Genomic DNA, 21,282 nt, shown 5'->3' on the forward strand with positions numbered 1-21,282 from the left:
TCGTGCGGCTCGGCACCCGCTGGGGCGTCGGCCAGGCCGCGCCCGGCACGCTGCCCGAGGCCATGCGCGCCTCGATCCGCGCCGTGGAGGAGGAGCTCCGCTCGGCGGGTCAGGACACCCGCGGCTGGGGCTGGACGCTCACCTACCTCGAGGACCGGCCGCTCGTCGACCTCGACGACGGCACCCGGGTGCGGATGGTGCCCGGCGAGGACGCCGCGCTCATCACGAGCGTCGAGCTCGACACCGCCGAGGACTGAGGCTCAGAGACGCGGAACGCCCCGTCTCCCTGTCGAGGGAGGCGGGGCGTTCCTGCTTCGTCGTGCGGTCGGTCATCGGACGGGGCCGGCGGCGACGCGGCGCTCGAGCACCGCGGTGCGCTCGCGGTCGAGCACGTCGGCGGTGCCGGCGAGCCGCGCCTGCTCGCGCCGGTCGGCGACGAGCGCGTGACGGCGTCCCCACAGGATGAGGGCGACGCCCGCGCGGAGCGCGAGCCGGTCGACCGCGCTGAGGGGCGGCAGCTCCTGGTCCCGCCACGTCGCGTCGACCTCCCGCACGCCGGGAGCCACGGATGTCGTGGGCATGATGGTTCCTCTTCTTCGCTGGCTGCGGACCGCAGCCGGGTGTCCGCGCACGGGCGTGGCGGAGCGGTCGCCCTCGATCGGGCGGGGGGCGCGTCGACGAGCGCGACGCGGGACCGGCGACTCAGAAGGCGCAGCGGTCAGCGGGGAGCGTCCCCGGGCGGGATGCGATGCGGCGCTGAGGTCAGCGTGCTGCGATCGGGCCGGCGGCGGGGCGGGAGCAGATCCAGAGCTTCTCGATGGTCATGTTCCTCGCCTCCTTCCTGATTCCGGCGAGCGGTCGACCGTAGCGCGTCGGCGCTCGCCGTGACAAGAGGTTCAGCAGAACTGACGGAAGATCTCCGCGGTCGGGCGGCCGGCGGTGTCGATGCGGGCCCGTCCGGCAGGTCGCGGAGCCGCGGCGCGGCGCTCGCCGAGCAGCAGCAGCGCGAGCCCGACCTGCATCAGGGTGCGATCCACGAGCGAGACGCGCGGCGTATCGAGAGGGCGCCTGTCGACGATCTGCGCGCCGGCGTGGCGCGAGTTCGGTGCGGTCATGGTCATGGCTGTGCTCCTTCCGGGGACTCCGGATCGGTTCGTGGTTCTTGGGATCGGGACGGACCGGGGTCGACGACCGGGAACGCACGGAAGTGCACGTCGATGCGTCGTCGTCCTCGCCCGTCGTCGGGGCGGCCGCGGTAGCGGTCGATCAGCAGGTCGAACCGCTCCCCCAGCTCGAGCAGCTCGTCGGCGCTGAGCCGAAGCGTGGCCGAGGAGATCTGGGTGGCGCGGCGCCATTCCTCGGGCTGCTCGTCGCGGGCACGCAGGTAGTCGGCGAGGCGCTCGTTCTCGACCTTCTGGAACTCGGCCTCGATGAGGGCGCCGGCGGGGCCTGCGGCCTCGGATGCGCTCTCGAGCTCGATCGGGCCGGGCACGCGCTCCCACCACCGGTCGCGGGCGTTGCCGCGGCTCACGTCCTCGCGGACGAAGCCGTGCCTCTCGAGCTGGCGCAGGTGGTAGCTCGTCGAACCGCTCGACTCGCCGAGCCGGGCGGCGAGCGCGCTCGCCGTGGCCGGCCCGTAGCTGCTGAGGGCGCTGAACAGCCGGACGCGCAGCGGGTGCGCGAGCGCTTTGAGGGCCTCGACACCGACCTGTCTCGCCTCGCTGTGCTGCTCACCCGCCATGATCGCAACGCTACCACTGCAAATGGTTCTTTGCACGCGGATCTTTGCAACGAGTTGTTGGTGAAGCCCCTCCGTATGCTCGTGGGGGTGACGGACAACCCCTTCCTCGAGCCGAGCACCCTCCCCGCCGGTCTGCCGCCCTTCACCACGATCCGGCCCGAGCACTACGAGCCCGCGTTCACGCGGGGCATGGCGGACCAGCTCGTCGCCGTGGCGCGGATCGTGGCGGTCGACGAGCCGGCCTCGTTCGCGAACACCCTCGAGCCGCTCGAGACGAGCGGCGACGTGCTGCGCCGGGTGTCCGCGGTGTTCTTCACCCTCGCCTCCGCGGACGCGACCCCGTTCATCCGCGAGCTCGAGGCGCTGATCGCGCCGCGGCTCGCCGCCCACGCCGACGCGCTGCGTCTCAACGGGCGCCTCTACGCCCGCATCGAGGCGGTCTGGGCCGGGCGCGAGGCGCTCGATCCCGAGCAGCGCTACCTCGCCGAACGCATCCGCACCGAGTTCGTGCTCGCGGGCGCCGGCCTCGAGGCGAGCGCCAAGGACGAGCTGCGGACGCTGAACGAGCGCCTGTCGGAGCTGACGACCCGGTTCGACGCGAACCTCGTCGCCGACACGAACGACCTCGCCCTGCACCTCACCGAGGAGGCCGAGCTCGCGGGACTCGGCGCCGACCTCGTCTCGGCGGCCGCCGCTGCCGCCCGGGAGCGCGGGCTGGACGGCTGGCTGCTGACCCTCGTGCTGCCGACGATGCAGCCGGCGCTCGCCTCGCTCGAGCGGGCGGACGTGCGGGAGCGGCTGCTCGCCGCCTCGCTCGCCCGCGGCGGCCGGGACGGCGAGCACGACAACCGCCCCGTGCTGCTCGAGATCGTGCGGCTGCGCGCGCGTCGGGCACGTCTGCTCGGCTTCCCCGACCACGCCGCCGTGGTCACGGCCGACGAGACCGCCCGCACGCCCGCCGCCGTCACCGCGATGCTCGAGCGGCTCGTGCCGCCCGCGGTCCGCAACGCGCGCGACGAGGTGGGGGCGCTCCAGCGGCGGGCCACCGACGCCGGGCTCCCAGGCGACCCCACCGCGGCCGACCAGGCCTACCTCGCCGAGCGCGAGCGGCGGGCGCGCTTCGACGTCGACACCGACGCGCTGCGCCCCTACCTCGAGGCCGAGCGGGTGCTCCGCGACGGCGTCTTCCGCGCGGCGCACGAGCTCTACGGGCTGACCCTCACGGAGCGGGACGACCTCGCCGGGTACCTGCCGGAGGTGCGGGTCTTCGAGGTGCGCGACGAGGAGCGCGTGCTCGGGCTCTACCTGCTCGACCTCTACACGCGGCCGACCAAGCGCGGCGGCGCCTGGATGAACTCGCTCGTCGACCGGGTCGGGCTGCTCGGGCAGGACCAGGCCGTCGTCATCAACAACCTCAACGTGCCGAAGCCGCCGCCGGGCGAGCCGACCCTGCTCACGCTCGACACCACCGAGACGCTCTTCCACGAGTTCGGGCACGCCCTGCACGGGCTCTTCGCCACCGTGACGTTCCCCACGCTCGCCGGGACGAACGTGCCCCGCGACTTCGTCGAGTTCCCGAGCCAGGTGAACGAGATGTGGGCGCTCTGGCCGGAGGTGCTCGCTGGCTACGCCCGACACATCGACACCGGGGAGCCGATGCCGGCGGAGCTGGCCGACCGGATCCGCGAAGCACGCCGCTTCGGCGAGGGCGCCGCCACGACGGAGTACCTCGCGGCGGCGGCGCTCGACCAGGCGTGGCATCGGCTCGACGTCGAGGCCGCCGAGGCGGTGACCGACGTCGCCGCGTTCGAGCGCGACGCGCTCGCCGCGGCGGGGCTCGACCTGCCCGAGGTGCCGCCCCGCTACTCGTCCACCTACTTCGCCCACGTCTTCTCCGGCGGCTACTCGGCCGCCTACTACGCGTACATCTGGAGCGAGGTGCTCGACGCCGACACGGTCCGCTGGTTCGAGGAGCACGGCGGCCTGCGGCGGGAGAACGGCGACCGCTTCCGCTCCGTGGTGCTCGCCGCGGGCGGCTCCCGGGATCCCCTCGAGGCCTTCCGCGAGTTCCGCGGCCGCGACGCCGCGATCGAGCCACTGCTCGAGCGCCGCGGCCTCGCCTGACGCCGCTCCCGCCACCGATCCGGCGGAGCGGCGATCCGGCACGGAACCCGGACCCGAGGGGTCCGCTGCTGCCGACCGGACCGGTGGTGACGCGGGAACGACGAAGGCGGGCCCCGGAGTCCGGGACCCGCCTTCGCAGCACCAGCGTCTTACGCGCTCTTCTCCTGGCGGAGGCGCTTGCGCGGCACGATCGTCGGTGCCGCGTTCTCGATGACCGAGTCGCGGGTGATGACGACGCGGGCGACGTCGGTGGACGACGGCACCTCGAACATCACGGGGCCGAGCACCTCCTCGAGGATCGCCCGGAGGCCGCGCGCGCCGGTCTGGCGCAGCACGGCGAGGTCGGCGATGGCCTCGAGGGCGCCGCGGTCGAACTCGAGGTCGACCCCGTCGAGCTCGAACATGCGCTGGTACTGCTTGATGAGCGCGTTCTTCGGCTCGGTGAGGATCTCCATGAGGGCGTCGCGGTCGAGCGGCAGCACGGTGGTCACGACCGGGAGGCGGCCGATGAACTCGGGGATGAGCCCGAACTTGTGCAGGTCCTCGGGCAGCACCTCGCCGAAGAGGATCTTGTCGTCGAGCTTCGAGTGCAGCTGGGCGCCGAAGCCGATGCCCTTCTTGCCGACCCGCTGCGAGATGATCTGCTCGAGCCCGGCGAACGCGCCCGCCACGATGAACAGCACGTTCGTCGTGTCGATCTGGATGAACTCCTGGTGCGGGTGCTTCCGACCGCCCTGCGGCGGCACGCTCGCCGTGGTGCCCTCGAGGATCTTCAGCAGCGCCTGCTGCACGCCCTCGCCCGAGACGTCGCGCGTGATCGACGGGTTCTCGGCCTTGCGGGCGATCTTGTCGACCTCGTCGATGTAGATGATGCCGGTCTCGGCCCGCTTGACGTCGTAGTCGGCGGCCTGGATCAGCTTGAGCAGGATGTTCTCGACGTCCTCGCCGACGTAGCCCGCCTCGGTGAGGGCCGTGGCGTCGGCGACGGCGAAGGGCACGTTGAGCCGCTTCGCGAGGGTCTGCGCGAGGTAGGTCTTGCCGCAGCCGGTGGGGCCGATCAGCAGGATGTTCGACTTCGCGATCTCGATGTCGTCCTTGATCGCGTCGGCCGGCGCGAGGCTGCCGCGGGCGCGGACGCGCTTGTAGTGGTTGTAGACGGCGACGGACAGGGCGCGCTTCGCCGCCTCCTGGCCGATGACGTACTCCTCGAGGAAGGAGTAGATCTCCTTGGGCTTCGGCAGGTCGAAGTCGTTGGGGCTGTCGTCGGCGGCCTCGGCGAGGCGCTCCTCGATGATCTCGTTGCACAGCTCGACGCACTCGTCGCAGATGTACACACCGGGGCCCGCGATCAGCTGCTGAACCTGCTTCTGGCTCTTCCCGCAGAAGGAGCACTTGAGCAGGTCGGCGCTCTCGCCCATTCGAGCCATACGCGTCTCTCCCCCTGGTCCGGTGACGGTGCGTCGACTCTAACCCGCTGCACAGGAGCCGGGAGCAGCGTGTCGCGGCGCGTTTCGCGACACGCAGGGCGGATCTCCGACGTCGGCGAGCGGCGCCGCATGCGGACCTGGCGGAGCGTCGTCGGCGCAGCACGGGAGGATGCGGGGATGGACGTCCTCGATCTCGAGCGGAGGGCCGCGGATCGGCTGCCTCCGCATGTCTACGACTACTTCCGCGCCGGGGCCGGACCCGACTCGGTCGAGCGGTCGGTCGACGCGTGGGCGAGGTTCCTGCACCGGCCGCGCGTGCTCCGGGGCGCGGGCGGCACCGACACCGCGACCGCCGTGCTCGGCACGCCGGTGGCGAGCCCGGTGCTGGTCGCACCGATGGCGCAGCAGGTCGCCGCCGATCCCCTGGGCGAGCGGGCGACGGGCCGCGCGACAGCCGGCTTCGGGTCGCTGCTCGGCGTCTCGACGAACACCGCGGTGCCGTTCGACGACGTATCGGCGACGGGTGCGCCGTGGTGGTTCCAGGTCTACCTGTTCCGCGACCGCGCGATCCCCGAGCAGCTCGTCGATCGCGCCGTCGCGGCGGGCGCGAGAGCACTGATCCTCACGGTCGACATCACCGGCCTGCACCACCCGTCCCCTGAGGCGACCTACTCGGTCGACCCCATGGAGTGGCCGCTCTCCCCCGAGGCCGAACGGCTGACGAACCTCGATCCCGACGTCCGCGAGCGGGCGCGGGGCGAGGGCGGCTGGTTCGACCGGTCCCTGGGTCTCGACGCCATCGGCTGGCTGCGGGAGCGCAGCGGGCTGCCGATCGTCGTGAAGGGCGTCGTCCGGGGCGACGACGCCCGCCGCGTCGTCGACGCGGGAGCCGACGCGGTGCTCGTCTCGACGCACGGGGCGCGCGCCTTCGCCACCTCCGTGCCGAGCGCGTACGCGCTGCGCGAGGTCGCCGAGGCGGTCGGCGACGAGGTGGAGGTGTACGTCGACTCGGGCCTGCGAAGCGGCATCGACGTGGCCACGGCGATCGCGCTCGGCGCCCGGGCGGCGTTCGTCGGCCGCCCGGTGATGTGGGGGCTCGCCACCGGCGGTGAGCGCGGCGTCCGGGCGGTGCTCGACGCCCTCCACGGCGAGCTCGTCACCGCGATGGACCTGCTCGGCGCCCCGGCCCTCGCCGACCTCACGCCCGACCTCGTCGTGCCGGCGTGAGAGGCCCCGACCCGCACTTCGCCGACCCGCGCCTCGCGGCTCTCTACGACGTCTTCGACGACCGGCGGGACGACCTCGACGCCTATGTGGCGCTGCTCGAGGAGCGCGGCGCGCGCTCGGTGCTCGACGTCGGTTGCGGCACCGGCGTGCTCGCGCTCCGGCTCGCCGAGCGCGGCATCGAGGTCACCGGCGTCGATCCCGCCGCGGCGTCGCTCGACGTCGCTCGTGCGAAGCCCGGCGCCGGCCGGGTGCGCTGGCTGCTCGGCGACGCGACGACGCTGCCACCGCTGCTGCAGGTCGAGGCCGCGGTGATGACGGGCAACGTCGCGCAGGTGTTCCTCACCGACGACGACTGGGCGGCGACGCTCGCCGGCATCGCTCGCGCGCTGCGGCCGGGCGGCACCCTCGTCCTCGAGAGCCGGCGCCCCGAGGCGCGGGCGTGGCTCGGGTGGACGCCGCAGCACAGCCTGCTGCGCCGGTCGGTCCCGGGCGTGGGCGAGGTGACGACGGAGGGCGAGGTCACGCGCGTCGAGCTCCCGTTCGTGTCGTTCCGCACCACCTATCGCTTCCCGCGCGAGGGCGAGGCGCTCGTGTCGCACTCGACGCTGCGGTTCCGCACGCAGGAGGAGCTCGAGACGTCCCTCGCGGCCGCGGGATTCGCCGTCGAAGACGTGCGGGAGGCGCCCGACCGTCCCGGCCTCGAGCTCGTCCTCGTCGCGACCCGCGTCTGAGCGGCTGCGCCGCGATGACCACGGCGTCCCGGCTTCGCAGTCCGCGGCGGCGTGTCCACTGAACCCGGTGCGGAAGCCGGAACGCCGCGAGTGCCGCAGGTGGAGGACGGACGGCTAGGACCGGGCGAGCGCGGCGACCCCGTCGACGAGCACCGTGAGCAGCGCGTCGAAGCTGCGGTCGACGTCCTCGGGCATGCCGAAGCCGTGGGCGCGTTCCAGCAGGACGAACCCGTGGACGGCGGAGCGCACCACCCGCACCGCGTCGACGAGCCGCGTCTCGGGCAGAGCGAACCCCCGCAGCACCGCGGCGACCAGCTCCACGGCATCGAGCGCCGCGGCGGCGAGCTCGGCGCTCGCAGGGTCGTCCGCCTCCGGTGAGACCTGGGCCGCGGAGTAGAGACCCGGATGCTCCCGCGCGTAGGCACGGATCGCGGTTCCGAGCGCACGGAGGGCATCGGGTCCGGAGCGGCCGACCGTGGCCGCGGCGGACCGCCGGACCAGCTCGCGCAGCGCGACCAGCGCGACGGCCCGCCGCAGGTCGGCGAGCGAAGTGATGTGCTTGTAGAGGCTCGGGACCGCGACGCCCGCCTCGGCGGCGACGGCCGCGAGCGTCAGCCGGTCGGCGGAGCCGGGCGCCTCGTCGATGAGACGCACGGCGAGATCGACCACCGCGTCGCGCGACAGCCCGGCCCTAGCCACGGGCCCAGCCTCCCCCACCGGGCCGTAGCCCGCCGAGGAAGTCGTCGACGGCGGCCAGCACCATGTCCGGCCGCTGCGCGTGGGCGTAGTGCGCGGCCTCCGGCACGAGCAGCGTCCGGGCGGAGAGCCGCCGCCCCATCCACGCGAGCTCCGCGGCGGGGTCGCGGTAGTCGGGGTCGCGATCACCGACGACGACCAGCGCCGGGGCGTGGACCCCGTCGAGGTGCGGCTCGACCTCGTGGTGGTCGAGCCGCACAGCCAGCCGCCGGAACGCGGCGAGCCGGCCGGGACGGCGGAGCGATGCGCGGATCTCGGCGACGTGCTGCGCGAGGCCCTCGGGCGCACGCCCCCGGTTCAGCACGCGGACGTAGTAGGACGCCCAGGCCGCGACGCCCCAGGGCCGAGCGAACAGCGCACGGTAGAGGAGGCGGTTCAGCCGCATCACCGCGGGCGACGTGGGCTCCCGGAGGAACGGGCTGATCAGCACGAGCGCGGCGACGGCATCCGGTCGCTCGGCGGCGGCGATCACCGCGGCGGAACCGGCGAACGAGCTCCCGACGACCACCGCGGGCTCGTCGAGGGCGTCGAGCAGCGCGACGAGGTCGGAGGCGGTGGCGGAATCGCCCGCATCAGAGAAGGTGGCGTCGCTGTCGCCGTGCCCCCGGACGTCCGCCGCCACGACGCGACAGCCGGCGCCGAGCAGATGTGCCGCGAGGCCGTCGTGGACGGAACGGAGGTCCCCCATGCCGGGCACGAGGAGCACGAGGGGCCCAGCGCCCTCGTCGGTGTACGCGATGCGACCCTCGGGCCGCTGGAGCAGCCGCACGGCGCCCGTCCCGCTCATGTTCATAGCAAGCATGCTAATAGCATTAGCCCTGCGGAGCAAGGGCACTCAGGCGGCGCCGGGGAACGACGAAGGGCGGGACCGGATGGTCCCGCCCTTCGGAAGGGGTGATGCCTACGCCCGTGCGAGCGCCGGGGTGGCCGGTGCCTGCTTGCGCGTGGTGAGCACCTGGTCGACCAGGCCGTACTCGAGGGCCTCCTGGCCGTTCAGGATCTTGTCGCGCTCGATGTCGCGGTTGACCTGCTCGACGGTGCGGTTCGAGTGCTTCGACAGCGTCTCCTCGAGCCAGGTGCGCATGCGCAGCACCTCGGCCGCCTGGATCTCGATGTCGCTCGCCTGGCCCCCGCTGCCGCCCGAGGTGGCCGGCTGGTGGATGAGGATGCGCGCGTTCGGCAGCGCGAGCCGCTTGCCGGGCGCGCCGGCAGCGGTGATGACCGCTGCGGCCGACGCGGCCTGGCCGAGGACGACGGTCGAGATCTGCGGGCGGATGTACTGCATCGTGTCGTAGATGGCCGTCATCGCCGTGAACGAGCCGCCGGGCGAGTTGATGTACATCATGATGTCGCGGTCGGGGTCCTGGCTCTCGAGCACGAGCAGCTGAGCCATGATGTCGTCGGCCGAGGCGTCGTCGATCTGCACACCGAGGAACACGACGCGGTCCTCGAACAGCTTCGCGTACGGGTCCTGCCGCTTGTAGCCGTAGGCCGTGCGCTCCTCGAAGCTCGGGAGGATGTAGCGGGACGACGGCATCATCGGCAGCGAGCCGGCCGCCTGGAACGTGGGGGTCTGCATGAAGGGGTCCTGTCTGTTCGGCTCGGCGGTCAGAGGTTCGCGGCGCTGACGGTCTGCGCCTGGTCGGTGCCGCCACCACCGGTGACGTCGGCGGCCGAGGCGCGGATGTGGTCGACGAAGCCGTAGGCGAGGGCCTCCTCGGCGCTGAACCAGCGGTCGCGGTCGCCGTCGGCGTTGACCTGCTCGACGGTCTTGCCCGTGGCTTCCGCGGTGATCTGCGCGAGCCGGTTCTTCATGTCGATGATGAGCTGCGCCTGCGTCTGGATGTCGGACGAGGTGCCGCCGAACCCGCCGTGCGGCTGGTGGAGCAGCACGCGGGCGTTCGGCGTGATGTAGCGCTTGCCCTTCGTGCCCGCGGTGAGCAGCAGCTGCCCCATCGAGGCGGCCATGCCGATGCCGACCGTGACGATGTCGTTCGGCACGAACTGCATCGTGTCGTAGATCGCCATGCCGGCCGTGATCGAGCCGCCGGGCGAGTTGATGTAGAGGTAGATGTCGCGCTCGCTGTCCTCCGCGGCGAGCAGCAGCAGCTTGGCCGCGATCTCGTTCGCGTTCTCGTCGCGCACCTCGCTGCCGAGCCAGATGATGCGATCGCGCAGGAGGCGGTCGAAGACGCTGGGCTGAGGACTCATGTCGGCCATGTGGTTCGACTTCCATTCGTGTGGTTCAGGATCGACGACAACGCTAGTGAGCGGTCCCTGCTCGTCCCGCCGTGTTCGCCGCAGGCAGACCCGGAGCCGCTGAGCGATCGCTCGGCATCAGCCGGACGTCGGCGACCAGGCGAGCAGCAGGTCGGGGGCTCCCTCCTCGTTCGCCTCGCCGTCCGAGCCGCCGATCACGACGAAGCCGTGGCGCTCGTAGAGCGCGCGGGCGGGCTCGTTGCTCACGAACACCCACAGCCGGAGCCCTTCCGGACGGCGCTCCTTCGCGAGCGCGAGCAGGCCGGTCCCGATGCCCCGGCCCTGCGCGTCGGGGGTGACGTAGAGCGAGTCGAGCAGATCGTTCTCGAGGACCAGCACCCCGACCACCCGGCTGTCCCGCTCCGCCACCCACGCCTCCGCGACCGGCAGCACATCGCGGAGCAGGTGCGGCACGAGCTCGGCGTCGTCGTGGACCGAGGGCGGGAAGCGCTCCCCCGCCGCCCTGCGCGCGTCGAGCATCACCCGGGCGATCGCCTCGATGTCGCCTGCGCCGGCTTCACGCACCCGGAGCGGCTGCAGCGTCGTCACGTCCGGAACCGTATAGGGCCGGAACGCCGACGGGGCCCGGCGCAGGCAGCACCGGGCCCCGTCGGGGAAGGCGGGTCAGGCCTTCGGGGTCTTCGCGCGCGAGCGCTTGGGCTTCGCCTCGGGCTCCGCGGCGGCCGCAGCGGGCGCCGCGTCGTCGGCGGGCACCGGGGCCTCGGCGACGACCTCGACGGGCTCGTCGGTCTCCTCGTCGGCGATGTCCTGCGGCGAGTCGGTGACGACGAAGTCGCTGAGGTCGACGGGCTTGCCGGTGGTGTCCTGCACCTTCACGCGGCCGAGCAGCACGCTGATCGCCTTGCTGCGCGCGACCTCGCTCATCATCGACGGCAGCTGGTTGTTCTGCTGCAGCACCTCGACGAACTCCTGCGGCTGCATGCCGTACTGCTGCGCGCTCTGCACGAGGAACTGCGCGAGCTCGTCCTGCGACACGGTGATGTTCTCGGCCTCGACGATCGTGTCGAACAGCAGCTGCGAGCGGAACGCCTTCTCGCTCGACTCGGCGACCTCGGCGCGGTGCACGTCGTCCTCGAGACGGCCCTCGGCCTCGAGGTGACGGGTGACCTCGTCGTCGATGAGCTGCTGCGGCACGGGCACCTCGACCTGCGCGAGCAGCGCGTCGACGACCTTGTCGCGGGCCTCGGACACCTGCCCGAAGGCCTTCTGCCGCTCGACCTGCGAGCGCACGTCGGCGCGGAGCTCGTCGAGGGTGTCGAACTCGCTCGCCATCTGGGCGAACTCGTCGTCGAGCTCGGGCAGCTCGCGCTCCTTCACGGAGAGGACGGTGACCGTGATCTCGGCCTCCTCGCCCTCGTGGTCGCCGCCGAGCAGCGTGGAGCGGAAGGTGGTGGTCTCGCCGGCGGTAAGGGTGTCGAGCGCGTCGTCGATGCCCTCGATCAGCTCGCCGGAGCCGATCTCGTACGAGATGGCGTTCGCCGAGTCGACCTGCTCGTCGCCGATGACGGCGACGAGGTCGATCTGCACGAAGTCGCCCGACTTCGCGGGCCGCTCGACGGTGACGAGGGTGCCGAAGCGGCTGCGCAGCTCGTCGACCGCGTTCGCGACGTCCTCGTCGGTCACCTCGACCGGCTCGACCGCGACGGTGACGCCGTCGAGCGCCGGCAGTTGGATCTCGGGCCGCACGTCGACCTCGACGGTGACCTTGAGGTCGCCCGAGAAGTCCTTCGCGTCCGGCCACTCGGTGATGTCGGCCTCGGGGCGGCCGAGCGGCCGGAGGTCGTTGGCCTCGACGGCCTCGCGGAAGAAGCGGTCGAGGCCCTCGTTCACCGCGTGCTCGAGCACCGCGCCGCGGCCGACGCGCTGGTCGATGATGGGCGGCGGCACCTTGCCCTTGCGGAAGCCGGGGATCTGCACCTCTTCGGCGATGTGGCCGTAGGCGTGCGTGATGCTCGGCCGGAGCTCCTCCGGCGTCACGGAGATGGCGAGCTTCACCCGCGTCGGGCTCAGCTTCTCGACGGTCGTCACGACCATGGCGGTCACGTTTCCTTTCGGGATGCGACCCTTCGCATCCGTGTGCTTCCTGCTGCCTGAGTCGGGGCGACAGGATTCGAACCTGCGGCCTCCCGCTCCCAAAGCGGGCGCTCTACCAAGCTGAGCTACGCCCCGCGGCCCGCTGACGGCGTACGCGGAGCGTGCCCGCGGCTGCCCGCTCGCACCGCTCCGCCTCGAGGGCGGATCGGCCGCGTCGAGTGTAGCGGGGTCAGCCGGACGCGGCTGAGGGGCGGGGTCCGCTCGGGACCCCGCCCCTCGTCGCCCTGCCGCTCAGCCCTGGTTGCCCGCGAGGTGCGCGGCGAGGAACCAGCGGTCCTCGACCATCCCGCGCTCGATCTCGATGCAGACGTCCTGGCTCGAGAGGTCGCTGTCGTCGAGCCCCCCGATCGCGTCGCGGACGACCTTCAGCGTGGCGTCGATCTGGCCGACGACCTGGCTGATCATCACGTCGTAGTTGTGGAAGCCGTCCGGTATCTCGGGCAGCGTGCTCTTCGCCGCGACCGTCGCGAGGCGCGCGTCGACCGGGAGGCCGAGCGCGACGACCCGCTCGGCGGCCGCGTCGGCGTAGGCCTGCGCGTGCTGCACGACCTTGTCGAGCAGCTTGTGCACCGCGATGAAGTTGACGCCGCGGACGTGCCAGTGGGCCTGCTTGCCGTCGATGACGAGGGCCTGGCAGTTCACCACGATCGGCGACAGGTACTGGAGGACCTTGTTGACGGTCTCCATGTCCATCGATGCCTGCGGCACCGAGACGATGTCGGTGCGGAGCTTCGTGTCCTTCGTGTCGGTCATGGGCTGTTCTCCTCCTGTCGGCTCCGCCGGGCTCACGGAGACCGGCGGTGCCTCCCAGTAGAACCAGCGCGGCTGAGGTGCGGGTGGACGCGGCCTGAACGCCGCCGATGGACGCGCTAGATGCCCGCGTCGGCGGACTCGGCGGTCGCGCCCTCGCTCGCGTCGTCGGTCGACTGCGGCGTGCTCGAGCCGCCGTCGCCGCCCTCGGGCGCGCTGCGACGGCCGGCCTCGATCGCCGCGGCGGAGCCGCCGATGCCGGCGACGAGCGCGAAGAGGCTCCACGGCAGACCCCAGCGGCGGTGCCCGAGCAGCGCGTCGAACGAGATGTCGCCGGGGCCGTCGTTCGTGAGACCCGCGACCACCGCCATGAGCACGGCGTTGTACTCCCAGCCGCCGCTCGCGTTCCACGGGCCGTTCGGGGCGTGCACCTTGCGGATCGCCGTGGCCATGGTGCCGATGAGCGCCGCCGAGGCGAACGGCGTGCCGGCCCCGAGCACGATGCCGGCGCCGCCGAGCGTCTCGCTGAGCGCGGCCGCGAACGCGTTGCGGCGAGCGGGGTGCATGTCGAGCGCCTGCATCATCTGCGTCGTGCCCTCGATGCCGGGCCCGCCGAACGAGCCGCGCAGCTTCTGCAGGCCGTGCGCGGTGAAGAATCCGCCGACGACGAGGCGGACGACGAGCTTGCCGAAGTCCATGAGGGGCTCCTTCCGAATCGGCTTGCCCCGACGGTATTGACCCCGCCTGATCGATTCCCCGGGAGTCGGCAGGCCCGGCGACCACACTCGCGGCATGGGCGATGCCTTCGAGGTGGCCGTGGAGAGGGTGCCGGAGCGCACCGTGCTGACGGAGCAGCGCCGGCTGCGCGTCGATGCGCTCGCCGACTTCGTGCGCGGCGCGTTCGAGCGCCAGCGTGCCGCGGTCGGCTCCGCCGCCGCGATCGCCGGCGCGCCGTTCGCGGTCTTCCACGGGCCGGTGAGCGAGGACGAGGACGGGCCGGTCGAGGCCTGCACCCCCGTCGACGGCGACGTCTCGCGCGTCGCCGCGGAGCACCGCACGGAGCCTGCGCACGACGAGGCCTTCACCACGATCAGCCGGGCCCAGCTCGAGTACCCCGGCGTGCTCCGCGCGTACGACGCGGTCGTGGCCTGGATCGAGCAGCGGGGCGGCGAGACGACGGGAGCGCCCCGGGAGGTCTACCTCGGCGACGTGGACGCCGCCGCTCCGGACGATCGGATCGCGCGCATCGCCTTCCCCTGCCGCCTGCCCTGAGCCCCTCGACGGCCGCTCACGCGAGCAGGGGCCGGACCTCCTCGCCGAGGAGGTGGACAAGGCCCTCCGGGTCCGGCTCGTCCGCGGTCGGCTGCAGCACGACGGTGTCGACGCCCGCATCGACCCATCGCGAGAGCCCCTCGGCGATCGCGGCCGCGTCGCCCGTCACGCCGACGTCCGCACCCTGCGGGAACCCCCACCGGCCGCGCTCCGCCTCGAGCCGCTCGGCCGCGCCGTCGCCGGTGGCGACGATCACGTAGCTCACGATCTCGTGCGGGTCGGTGCGGCCCGCGCGCTCGCGGCCGGCGTCGATGCGCTCGCGGGCGAGGCGGACCTGGTCGGGGGTCGTGCCGCCGGTGAGGATCACGCCGTCGGCCTTCGCACCGACGAGCTCGAGGGTCTTCGGGCCCTCGGCGCCGGCGAGCACCTTGAGCGGCGCGGCCGGCGGGTGGTCGAGCGCGACGCCGTCGAGCCGCACGTAGCGGCCCTCGGTGGTGACGGTCTCCCCCGCGAGCAGCGCCCGCAGCGCGTCGAGGTACTCGCCGAGCAGGGTGAGCGGCGAGGCGGCCCGAGCACCGATCTGACCCATCCAGTCGAGCACGCCGTGCCCGACCCCCACGATCGCGCGGCCGGGGAACAGCCGGTCGAGGGTGGCCGCCTCCATCGCCGTCGTCGCGACGTTGCGCATGGGCACCGGCATGAGGCCGACACCGAGCCGCACCGAGGAGGTCCAGGCCAGGGCGGCGGCCATGCTCGCGACGGCGCTCTCCTTGAAGCAGTCCTCCCAGAGCCAGAGCTGCTCGAGCCCCGACTCGTCCGCGGCGAGCGCCATCGAGCGCAGGCGCTCGGGCGGCATCGAGGGCAGGAAGATCGCACCGACGCTGGTCACGCCTCCATCCTGGCCTGCTCCGCTGCGCGCTTCGCTGGCCCTGCTCGCGGATCCGGAGTTCCCGGCCGACACGCCGAGGGCACCCCTCGGAGCGCGGCGTGTCGTCGCAGAACTCCGGATCCGCGGGAGAACTCCGGATCCGCGAAGGCGGGCGCGCGTCAGTGGCGGTGGTCGGCGGCGTGGGCCCCGAGGTGGAGCACCGCCGCCTGCGTGCGGCTCTGCAGCCCGAGCTTCGCGAGCAGGCTGGACACGTAGTTCTTCACGGTCTTCTCGGTGAGGCCGAGCCGGACCCCGATCTGACGGTTCGTCAGCCCGTCGGCGATGAGCGCGAGCACGTCGCGCTCGCGCGGCCCGAGCGAGGCGAGCCGCGGGTCCTCGGACTGGTCGCGCAGGCGGCTGCGCACCGCGCGCACGAGCCCCGCGTCGAGCGCGGACCGGCCCGCTGCGACCGTCCGGACGGCGTCGATGAGGCCGCTGCCGCGGATGTCCTTCAGCACGTAGCCGGCGGCGTTCGCGATGACCGCCGACACCATCGCCTCGTCGTCGTCGTACGCGGTGAGCATGATGCAGCGCACCTCGGGCAGAGCGCTCGAGAGGTCGCGGCAGAGGTCGATGCCGCTGCCGTCCGGCAGCCGCACGTCGAGCAGGGCCACGTCGGGGCGGACCGCGAGGATCCGGCCGCGCGCCTGCTCCACCGTCTCGGCCTCGCCCACGACGCGGATGCCCGGGTCCCCCTCGAGCAGCTCGGCGACGCCACGCCGCACGAGCTCGTGGTCGTCGACGAGGAACACGGTCGTGGGGTCCGGCATGCTGCGTCCGTTCTGGGAAGACGGGGCTGGTCGGGATCCTGACGGCCGCCCCTGCCCCGGTCCAGGGCCTTTCGGCACTGGCGCGCTCACGTCGCGGACTCCGGCAGCGGCACGGTCCAGGTGAGCGCGGTCCGTCCTCCGTCGGCGGCGAGCACCATCGAGCCGCCGCGCCGGCGGGCGCGCTCCTCGAGGTTCGCGAGGCCGCTGCGGCGTCCGTCGGAGGCGGGCGGCGGCCCGTCGTTCGTGACGACGACGGTGAGCCCGTCGGCCCCGGCCGACACCGCGACGGAGACGGACGCGGCGTGCGCGTGCTTCACCGCGTTCGTGACCGCCTCGGTGACGACGGCGAGCAGCTCGTCGCCGAGCGCGGCGTCGACGACGCCGTCGACGGGCCCCGCGAACGACAGCGCGGGCTCGAGCGACAGCGAGGCGCCGAGCTCGCGGAGCAGGTCGAGCAGCCGCTGCCGCGCGGTCTCCCCGGGGCCGACGTGGTCGGTCGTCGAGAGGGTGAAGATCACCCGGCGGATCTGCGCGATCGCCGCGTCGAGGCTGCTCACCGCCGCATCGACCCGGTCGGCGCCTCGCCCCGGCGGCATGGTGCCGAGCACGCTCTGCAGCTGCATGCCCGTGGCGAAGAGCTGCTGGATCACGCGATCGTGCAGGTCGCGGGCGATCCGGCTGCGCTCCTCGAACAGCAGCATGCGCTCCTGGTCGTTCCGGGCCGCGTGCAGCTCGAGCGCGACGCCCGCGCGGCCGGCGAAGTCGAGCGCCATCGCGGCGTCGGCCTCGCTGAAGTTGCGCCGGCCGCGGCGCCGGGCCACGACGAGGGTGCCGAGCACGCGTGTCCCGGTGCTGAGGGGCAGGATCAGGAGCGGCCCGAACTCCTTGAGGTAGGACACGCCGAGCGCGTCCGTCGCTGCTTCGTCGAGCCGGCGCGGCTCGCCGGTGCGCAGCACCGGCTCCGAGGCGCTTCCCCGCGTGCGGACGGTCCGGCCGAGCCGTCCCGTCGGATCGCTGCCGCGCACCTCGACGATGTTGATGCGCTCGGGGTCGTCGTCGAGCATCGTGACGAACACGCTGTCGGCGTCGGCGAGCTCGAGCACCCGGTCGGCCACGAGGGTGAGCGGGTTGCCGTCGCCCGGCGCGAGCAGGTGCGCCGTGACCTCGGCCGACGCCGCCGCCCACTGCTGACGGTGCCGCATGTCGGAGTAGAGCCGGGCGTTCGCGATCGCGAAGCCCGCGGTCGAGGCGAGCGAGCGGACGAGCTGCTCGTCCTCCTCGGAGAAGGCCCCGCGGGGCTGCCCGGCGAGGTAGAGGCTGCCGAAGAGCACGCCGCGCACGCGGACCGGGACGCCGAGGAAGTCGTGCACGGGCGGGTGCCCGGGGGGCAGCTCGCCGGCCTGCGGGTGGGTGCGGTAGTCGTCGAGCCGGACCGGGTCGCGGGAGTGCATCACCGCGCCGAGCAGGCCGGTCCCGACGGGCAGACCGCCGATGGCGGTGACCTCCTCCTCCGTCATCCCCGACTGGACGATCTGGTCGAGCGCACCGCGGTCGTCGACGAGGCCGAGGGCACCGAAGCGGGCTCCTGTGAGGTCGCGCGCGGCGTCGACGACGCGGTCCAGCACCGCCGCGAGGTCGAGCTCGCTGACGATCGCCTGGTTCGCTCGGAGCAGGACCCGCAGCCGCCCCTGCGTGAGCAGCACCTCGTTCGCCGCCTCGACGAGGTCGCTGATCCTGCGATCCAGCTCGGCGCGCGGTGGATCCGGGAAGGAGATCGGCGGGTCGGGCGGGTCGATGACCACCGGCGACGCTTCGGACATGCGGGCGTCCTAGCGACGAAGGGATGGGGACCTTCGTCAGTGTAGGACGGGCCCCCGCCGGGGGCATGCGGGTTTTCCCGCATCTTCCCGGCGCCCTCAGGCGGTCGCGGCGAACGGCAGATCCGTCTCCTTCACGAAGATCATCGGCGCGCTGATGCGGGTCGCGATCTCGTGCGCGACCGGCTCGCGCCCCGCGCCGCCCTCGCCGCGAGCGAGCACGAGCAGCGCCGCGTCGCGGGCGGCGACCGCCAGCTCGAGCACCGCGTCGCCGGGCGCTGCCGATCCCGCTCGAGCGCTCCGGTGCAGGAAGCGGCGCACGCTGCTCCGCTGCTGCTGCAGCATCCGGATCGCCTCCGGCCGGGTGTCGTAGACCGCTCCCCCGTGCCGCACGGCGATCTCGACGAGCGGCGCCCGCAGATCCTCCGCCTCGCTGGCGGCGACGAGCGCGGCGGCCTCCGAGGCTGCGGTGCCGTCGGACCCGACCACGACGTCGCCGTGCCGGTCCCGCGCGTCGGACGGTACGAGCGCGACCGGGACTGCCGCGTGCGCCACGAGCCGCGCTGCGAGCCCGTACCGCAGCGGGAAGCGCATCGCGTCGCAGCCCGCGACACCGAGCACGAGCATCGTGTCCGGCCGATGCCGGGCGAGCTCCGACTCGCGGTCGCCGCGGACGACCTCGGTGCGCACCTCGAGGCCCGGACGCCTGCCGCGCAGGCCGCGGGCGGCCTCCTCCGCGTCCTGCGCCGTCGGTGCGGGTGCGACGCCGTCGTCGACGTGGAGCAGCACGACGGAGCGGGTCGCCGGCCGGTCCGCGCTCCACTCCGCGGCGTCCCGGGCTCGCTCCGAGCCGTCCCACGCGACGAGAACCCGCTCGAACACGCCTGCTCCATCCGCTCGGCCCCGCTCGAGCGTCGCCCTCGGTTCGGAGAGCGCCCAAGGGTCCAAAGTCCCGGCCGGCCGGCCAGGCAGCCCGGCGAGCGACCCGCGACGGGACCTTCGACCCTTCCTCGGCCGCAGCGCCCGGGTGACGGTGGTCGACCCGCACCAGGAGGCCCGATGTCCGTCCTCGCGTTCCCGCACGTCACCCTCGACCCGCCCGACCTCGCCGACGTGGACCTTCGCCGACGCGTCGAGGCGGTGCTCACGCACCCCGTGCTGCGCCGCGTCGGCCCGGTCTCAGTCGCCGCTCGCGACGGCGTGGTGCGGCTCGGCGGCCTGCCGGACGACGAGGTCCTCCTGCGCGCGGTCGTCGCGGCGGCGCTCGGGGTGCCCGGCGTGCGGACGGTGGTGCCGTCCCGGTAGCAGACGTGGCCGGATCCCGGAAGGGGTGCCGCCGTGGGCGGCCCCCGCGGAGACTCGTCGGGCGACTCCGGTCGTGCTTCCGGTGGGTCCGTCCGCGAAGCGGCATCCTGGACGGACCCACCCTCCCGCTTCCCGTGGTCAGGGCAGCAGATGCCCCGCCGCGCTGAACAGCCGGTACCACTCCTCGCGCGTGAGCGGCAGGTCCGAGCCGGCCGCGGACTCCCTGACGCGCTGCGCCTTCGTCGTGCCGAGGACGACCTGCATGTTCGCGGGGTGCCGCGTGATCCACGCCACCGCGATCGCGGTCGGCGTGACGTCGTACCGCTTCGCGATGTCGTCGATGGCGTCGTTCAGCTCGGCGTAGTGCTCGCGGTCGCCGAGGAAGACGCCGTCGAAGAAGCCCTTCTGGAACGGCGACCACGCCTGCAGCGTGATGTCGTTGAGGCGGCAGTACTCGAGGATCCCGTTGTCGCGGTCGATGGACTGGTCGAGCCCGTTCATGTTCGCCGCGATGCCCTGCGTGAGCAGGTTCGCGTGGGTGATCGACAGCTGCACCTGGTTGAACAGCAGCGGCTGGCGGACGCTGCGACGCAGCAGCTCGATCTGACCGGGCGTCTGGTTCGAGACGCCGAAGTGCCGCACCTTGCCGGCGGTCTGCAGGGCGTCGAACGCGTCGGCGATCTCCTCCGGCTCCATCAGCGTGTCGGGGCGGTGCAGCAGCAGCACGTCGAGGTAGTCGGTGCGGAGCGCCTTCAGCGAGCCGTCGACGCTCTCGAGGATGTGCTCCTTCGAGAAGTCCCAGAAGCCGTCGCGGAGGCCGACCTTGCTCTGGATGATCATCTGCTCGCGGTCCGACGCCTTCAGCTGCAGCGCATCGCCGAAGCGCTGCTCGCAGTCGTGGTCGTGCGCGCCGTAGATGTCGGCGTGGTCGAAGAAGGTGATGCCCTCGTCGCGGGCGGTGCCGACGAGGGTGCGCACCTCCTCCGCGGAGATCTCGTCGATCCGCATGAGGCCGAGGACCACGTTCGAGACGGGCAGGTCGAATCCGGGGATGGGGAGGTTCTTCACGGTCTTGTCCTACCGTGTGCCGTCTCGGCGCGCGCCGAGACGATCGGTCGCCTCGCGCGCCGACGACGGTGAGGGATGGGGGCACTCGGGTGACGGCGTCGACGCCCCGGCTCGCGACCGGGCTGCCCGTGGAGCGTGCGCGCAGCCGGATCGGCGCCTACGTGTACGGCGACGTCCTCGTGCTCGGGGCGCTCCTCACCGTCGAGATCGACGCGGAGCGACCCGTGATCGGCGCGCTCGCGGTGGCGCTCACGACGGTCATCACCTACGTCGCGCACGTCGTGTCCGACGCGATCGGCGACCGCCTCGGCCGGGACTCGAAGGAGCACGCCGCCTCCCTGCCGAGGGAGCTGCGCGACGCGCTGCCGATCGCGAGCGCAGGGGTGCTGCCGGCGCTGGTCGTGCTCCTCGGCGCGCTCGGGGTGATGCCGCTGCTCGCGGCGGTGGCGATCGGCGTCGCCGTGGTCGCGCTGCGGCTCGCGGCCGTCGGCGTCGTGATCGCGCACTGGACCGGCGAGCCGGCCCCGCTCACGGCGATCACCGCGGGCGTCACGGTGGCGCTCATCGGCGCGGCCGTCGGCCTGCTCGAGGTGCTGGTGGCGCACTAGCCGATGCTCGACGGCTCCGCGGCGCTCTCGCCGCTGCTCGGGTTCCTGCTCACCGCCGGCTGGCTCAGCGTGATCCTCGTGGTGATCCTGCGGGCGCAGCGGGCTCGACGCGGTCGGGTGCCGGTCTGGATGATCGTGCTGTTCGCGCTGATCTGGGCGTTCGTCGCGGTGGTGCTCGTCGTGCTCCTGGTGCGTGGGGCGACCGGCTGAGCGCGCGACCGCGCCGCTCCCCCCGCTGCGCCCATCTCCGGGCCGGCTCCGACAAGGCGGGCGCGAAACGACGTCCGGAATGTCGGAACGCGCCCGCCCATCGCTCCGATCGTGCGCCCCACGACGGGCGGGAGGGGCGCCCGTCCTGGCCGAGGTCGCCCGTGCTCGTGCCGG

Annotated in this window: 25 protein-coding genes and 1 tRNA gene; 8 read left to right on the plus strand and 18 right to left on the minus strand. The window is 73.2% G+C overall.

All coding sequences use genetic code 11. The annotated features are described in order from the left end of the window. Positions 1–2 precede the first annotated feature (2 nt). Entirely contained in the window at positions 3–257 is a 255-nt protein-coding gene (locus QDR37_RS00985; RefSeq protein ID WP_279711671.1) for a hypothetical protein, read from the plus strand. A 72-nt stretch (positions 258–329) separates the two neighbouring features. On the opposite strand, the gene QDR37_RS00990 is transcribed toward QDR37_RS00985, so the two are convergent. The 3 genes from QDR37_RS00990 to QDR37_RS01000 all read right to left on the minus strand — a co-directional run bounded on the left by QDR37_RS00990 (position 330) and on the right by QDR37_RS01000 (position 1,741). Next, positions 330–581 (minus strand): hypothetical protein, encoded by a 252-nt coding sequence (locus tag QDR37_RS00990; RefSeq protein WP_279711672.1) that lies wholly within the window; start codon positions 579–581, stop codon positions 330–332. A 315-nt stretch (positions 582–896) separates the two neighbouring features. Beyond that, positions 897–1,121 carry a hypothetical protein gene (locus QDR37_RS00995; protein WP_279711673.1) on the minus strand — a complete coding sequence of 75 codons (225 nt, stop codon included), beginning with the start codon at positions 1,119–1,121 and terminating at the stop codon, positions 897–899. Then, positions 1,118–1,741 (minus strand): helix-turn-helix domain-containing protein, encoded by a 624-nt coding sequence (locus QDR37_RS01000; protein ID WP_279711674.1) that lies wholly within the window; start codon positions 1,739–1,741, stop codon positions 1,118–1,120. Before QDR37_RS01000 ends, QDR37_RS00995 begins: the two co-directional genes overlap by 4 nt. Before the next feature lie 75 nt (positions 1,742–1,816). Here QDR37_RS01000 and QDR37_RS01005 point away from each other — a divergent pair, with 75 nt between their 5' ends. Continuing rightward, positions 1,817–3,865, plus strand: a complete 2,049-nt coding sequence (locus tag QDR37_RS01005; protein WP_279713527.1) for a M3 family metallopeptidase — start codon at positions 1,817–1,819, stop codon at positions 3,863–3,865. A gap of 149 nt (positions 3,866–4,014) precedes the next feature. On the opposite strand, the gene clpX is transcribed toward QDR37_RS01005, so the two are convergent. Then, entirely contained in the window at positions 4,015–5,292 is a 1,278-nt protein-coding gene (gene clpX, locus QDR37_RS01010; protein WP_279711675.1) for an ATP-dependent Clp protease ATP-binding subunit ClpX, read from the minus strand. A gap of 177 nt (positions 5,293–5,469) precedes the next feature. On the opposite strand from clpX, the gene QDR37_RS01015 reads away from it, so the two are divergent. Both QDR37_RS01015 and QDR37_RS01020 read left to right on the plus strand, forming a co-directional pair. Next, positions 5,470–6,519 carry an alpha-hydroxy acid oxidase gene (locus tag QDR37_RS01015; protein ID WP_279711676.1) on the plus strand — a complete coding sequence of 350 codons (1,050 nt, stop codon included), beginning with the start codon at positions 5,470–5,472 and terminating at the stop codon, positions 6,517–6,519. Beyond that, positions 6,516–7,250: a class I SAM-dependent methyltransferase gene (locus QDR37_RS01020; RefSeq protein ID WP_279711677.1), complete on the plus strand. Its 735-nt coding sequence runs from the start codon at positions 6,516–6,518 to the stop codon at positions 7,248–7,250. Before QDR37_RS01015 ends, QDR37_RS01020 begins: the two co-directional genes overlap by 4 nt. Before the next feature lie 114 nt (positions 7,251–7,364). On the opposite strand, the gene QDR37_RS01025 is transcribed toward QDR37_RS01020, so the two are convergent. The 9 genes from QDR37_RS01025 to QDR37_RS01065 all read right to left on the minus strand — a co-directional run bounded on the left by QDR37_RS01025 (position 7,365) and on the right by QDR37_RS01065 (position 13,828). After that, positions 7,365–7,949, minus strand: a complete 585-nt coding sequence (locus tag QDR37_RS01025; protein WP_279711678.1) for a TetR-like C-terminal domain-containing protein — start codon at positions 7,947–7,949, stop codon at positions 7,365–7,367. Beyond that, positions 7,942–8,799, minus strand: a complete 858-nt coding sequence (locus tag QDR37_RS01030; RefSeq protein ID WP_279711679.1) for an alpha/beta hydrolase — start codon at positions 8,797–8,799, stop codon at positions 7,942–7,944. Before QDR37_RS01030 ends, QDR37_RS01025 begins: the two co-directional genes overlap by 8 nt. Positions 8,800–8,907: 108 nt before the next feature. Next, on the minus strand, positions 8,908–9,585 hold the full coding sequence (locus QDR37_RS01035; RefSeq protein WP_279711680.1) for an ATP-dependent Clp protease proteolytic subunit: 678 nt from the start codon (positions 9,583–9,585) through the stop codon (positions 8,908–8,910). Between the two features lie 29 nt (positions 9,586–9,614). Continuing rightward, a complete protein-coding gene (locus QDR37_RS01040; protein WP_279711681.1) occupies positions 9,615–10,226 on the minus strand; it encodes an ATP-dependent Clp protease proteolytic subunit in 612 nt (203 codons plus the stop codon). Positions 10,227–10,343: 117 nt separating this feature from the next. Further along, positions 10,344–10,814, minus strand: a complete 471-nt coding sequence (locus QDR37_RS01045) for a GNAT family N-acetyltransferase (protein WP_279711682.1) — start codon at positions 10,812–10,814, stop codon at positions 10,344–10,346. Positions 10,815–10,889: 75 nt separating this feature from the next. Next, on the minus strand, positions 10,890–12,320 hold the full coding sequence (gene tig, locus QDR37_RS01050) for a trigger factor (RefSeq protein WP_279713528.1): 1,431 nt from the start codon (positions 12,318–12,320) through the stop codon (positions 10,890–10,892). A 61-nt stretch (positions 12,321–12,381) separates the two neighbouring features. Beyond that, positions 12,382–12,455: transfer RNA gene (locus QDR37_RS01055), tRNA-Pro, on the minus strand. Positions 12,456–12,611: 156 nt separating this feature from the next. Continuing rightward, the gene (locus tag QDR37_RS01060; RefSeq protein WP_279713530.1) at positions 12,612–13,073 is read right to left on the minus strand and encodes a DNA starvation/stationary phase protection protein; all 462 of its coding nucleotides are present in this window, start codon (positions 13,071–13,073) and stop codon (positions 12,612–12,614) included. Between the two features lie 176 nt (positions 13,074–13,249). Further along, positions 13,250–13,828: a DoxX family protein gene (locus QDR37_RS01065; protein WP_279711683.1), complete on the minus strand. Its 579-nt coding sequence runs from the start codon at positions 13,826–13,828 to the stop codon at positions 13,250–13,252. A 94-nt stretch (positions 13,829–13,922) separates the two neighbouring features. On the opposite strand from QDR37_RS01065, the gene QDR37_RS01070 reads away from it, so the two are divergent. Then, positions 13,923–14,402, plus strand: coding sequence for a hypothetical protein (locus QDR37_RS01070; protein ID WP_279711684.1), 480 nt, complete (start codon positions 13,923–13,925; stop codon positions 14,400–14,402). Positions 14,403–14,418: 16 nt separating this feature from the next. On the opposite strand, the gene QDR37_RS01075 is transcribed toward QDR37_RS01070, so the two are convergent. The 4 genes from QDR37_RS01075 to QDR37_RS01090 all read right to left on the minus strand — a co-directional run bounded on the left by QDR37_RS01075 (position 14,419) and on the right by QDR37_RS01090 (position 18,799). Further along, the gene (locus QDR37_RS01075; RefSeq protein ID WP_279711685.1) at positions 14,419–15,291 is read right to left on the minus strand and encodes an LLM class flavin-dependent oxidoreductase; all 873 of its coding nucleotides are present in this window, start codon (positions 15,289–15,291) and stop codon (positions 14,419–14,421) included. 158 nt (positions 15,292–15,449) lie between these two features. After that, positions 15,450–16,100: a response regulator transcription factor gene (locus tag QDR37_RS01080; protein ID WP_279711686.1), complete on the minus strand. Its 651-nt coding sequence runs from the start codon at positions 16,098–16,100 to the stop codon at positions 15,450–15,452. 86 nt (positions 16,101–16,186) lie between these two features. Beyond that, the gene (locus QDR37_RS01085) at positions 16,187–17,920 is read right to left on the minus strand and encodes a GAF domain-containing protein (RefSeq protein WP_279711687.1); all 1,734 of its coding nucleotides are present in this window, start codon (positions 17,918–17,920) and stop codon (positions 16,187–16,189) included. A gap of 96 nt (positions 17,921–18,016) precedes the next feature. Next, a complete protein-coding gene (locus tag QDR37_RS01090; protein WP_279711688.1) occupies positions 18,017–18,799 on the minus strand; it encodes a universal stress protein in 783 nt (260 codons plus the stop codon). A gap of 177 nt (positions 18,800–18,976) precedes the next feature. Between QDR37_RS01090 and QDR37_RS01095 the strand changes: the two genes are divergently transcribed. Then, positions 18,977–19,222, plus strand: a complete 246-nt coding sequence (locus tag QDR37_RS01095) for a BON domain-containing protein (RefSeq protein ID WP_279711689.1) — start codon at positions 18,977–18,979, stop codon at positions 19,220–19,222. A gap of 138 nt (positions 19,223–19,360) precedes the next feature. On the opposite strand, the gene QDR37_RS01100 is transcribed toward QDR37_RS01095, so the two are convergent. After that, positions 19,361–20,290, minus strand: a complete 930-nt coding sequence (locus tag QDR37_RS01100) for an aldo/keto reductase (RefSeq protein WP_279711690.1) — start codon at positions 20,288–20,290, stop codon at positions 19,361–19,363. 89 nt (positions 20,291–20,379) lie between these two features. Here QDR37_RS01100 and QDR37_RS01105 point away from each other — a divergent pair, with 89 nt between their 5' ends. Together QDR37_RS01105 and QDR37_RS01110 are read left to right on the plus strand one after the other, a co-directional pair. After that, positions 20,380–20,898, plus strand: coding sequence for a hypothetical protein (locus QDR37_RS01105; RefSeq protein ID WP_279711691.1), 519 nt, complete (start codon positions 20,380–20,382; stop codon positions 20,896–20,898). A gap of 3 nt (positions 20,899–20,901) precedes the next feature. Then, positions 20,902–21,108, plus strand: a complete 207-nt coding sequence (locus tag QDR37_RS01110; protein ID WP_279711692.1) for a hypothetical protein — start codon at positions 20,902–20,904, stop codon at positions 21,106–21,108. Positions 21,109–21,282 lie beyond the last annotated feature (174 nt).

It is taken from the genome of Amnibacterium sp. CER49 (assembly GCF_029846255.1).
Classification (GTDB): Bacteria; Actinomycetota; Actinomycetes; order Actinomycetales; family Microbacteriaceae; genus Amnibacterium.

Coding starts and splice junctions, on each gene's coding strand:
- QDR37_RS01000 (WP_279711674.1), bottom strand. CDS start 1,741: ATGGCGGGTGAGCAGCACAGCGAGGCGAGACAGGTCGGTGTCGAGGCC.
- QDR37_RS00990 (WP_279711672.1), bottom strand. CDS start 581: ATGCCCACGACATCCGTGGCTCCCGGCGTGCGGGAGGTCGACGCGACG.
- QDR37_RS01015 (WP_279711676.1), top strand. CDS start 5,470: ATGGACGTCCTCGATCTCGAGCGGAGGGCCGCGGATCGGCTGCCTCCG.
- QDR37_RS01065 (WP_279711683.1), bottom strand. CDS start 13,828: ATGGACTTCGGCAAGCTCGTCGTCCGCCTCGTCGTCGGCGGATTCTTC.
- QDR37_RS01085 (WP_279711687.1), bottom strand. CDS start 17,920: ATGTCCGAAGCGTCGCCGGTGGTCATCGACCCGCCCGACCCGCCGATC.
- QDR37_RS01070 (WP_279711684.1), top strand. CDS start 13,923: ATGGGCGATGCCTTCGAGGTGGCCGTGGAGAGGGTGCCGGAGCGCACC.
- tig (WP_279713528.1), bottom strand. CDS start 12,320: ATGGTCGTGACGACCGTCGAGAAGCTGAGCCCGACGCGGGTGAAGCTC.
- QDR37_RS01110 (WP_279711692.1), top strand. CDS start 20,902: ATGCTCGACGGCTCCGCGGCGCTCTCGCCGCTGCTCGGGTTCCTGCTC.
- QDR37_RS01040 (WP_279711681.1), bottom strand. CDS start 10,226: ATGGCCGACATGAGTCCTCAGCCCAGCGTCTTCGACCGCCTCCTGCGC.
- QDR37_RS01060 (WP_279713530.1), bottom strand. CDS start 13,073: ATGGACATGGAGACCGTCAACAAGGTCCTCCAGTACCTGTCGCCGATC.
- QDR37_RS01030 (WP_279711679.1), bottom strand. CDS start 8,799: ATGAACATGAGCGGGACGGGCGCCGTGCGGCTGCTCCAGCGGCCCGAG.
- QDR37_RS01080 (WP_279711686.1), bottom strand. CDS start 16,100: ATGCCGGACCCCACGACCGTGTTCCTCGTCGACGACCACGAGCTCGTG.
- clpX (WP_279711675.1), bottom strand. CDS start 5,292: ATGGCTCGAATGGGCGAGAGCGCCGACCTGCTCAAGTGCTCCTTCTGC.
- QDR37_RS01095 (WP_279711689.1), top strand. CDS start 18,977: ATGTCCGTCCTCGCGTTCCCGCACGTCACCCTCGACCCGCCCGACCTC.
- QDR37_RS00995 (WP_279711673.1), bottom strand. CDS start 1,121: ATGACCATGACCGCACCGAACTCGCGCCACGCCGGCGCGCAGATCGTC.
- QDR37_RS01035 (WP_279711680.1), bottom strand. CDS start 9,585: ATGCAGACCCCCACGTTCCAGGCGGCCGGCTCGCTGCCGATGATGCCG.
- QDR37_RS01005 (WP_279713527.1), top strand. CDS start 1,817: ATGCTCGTGGGGGTGACGGACAACCCCTTCCTCGAGCCGAGCACCCTC.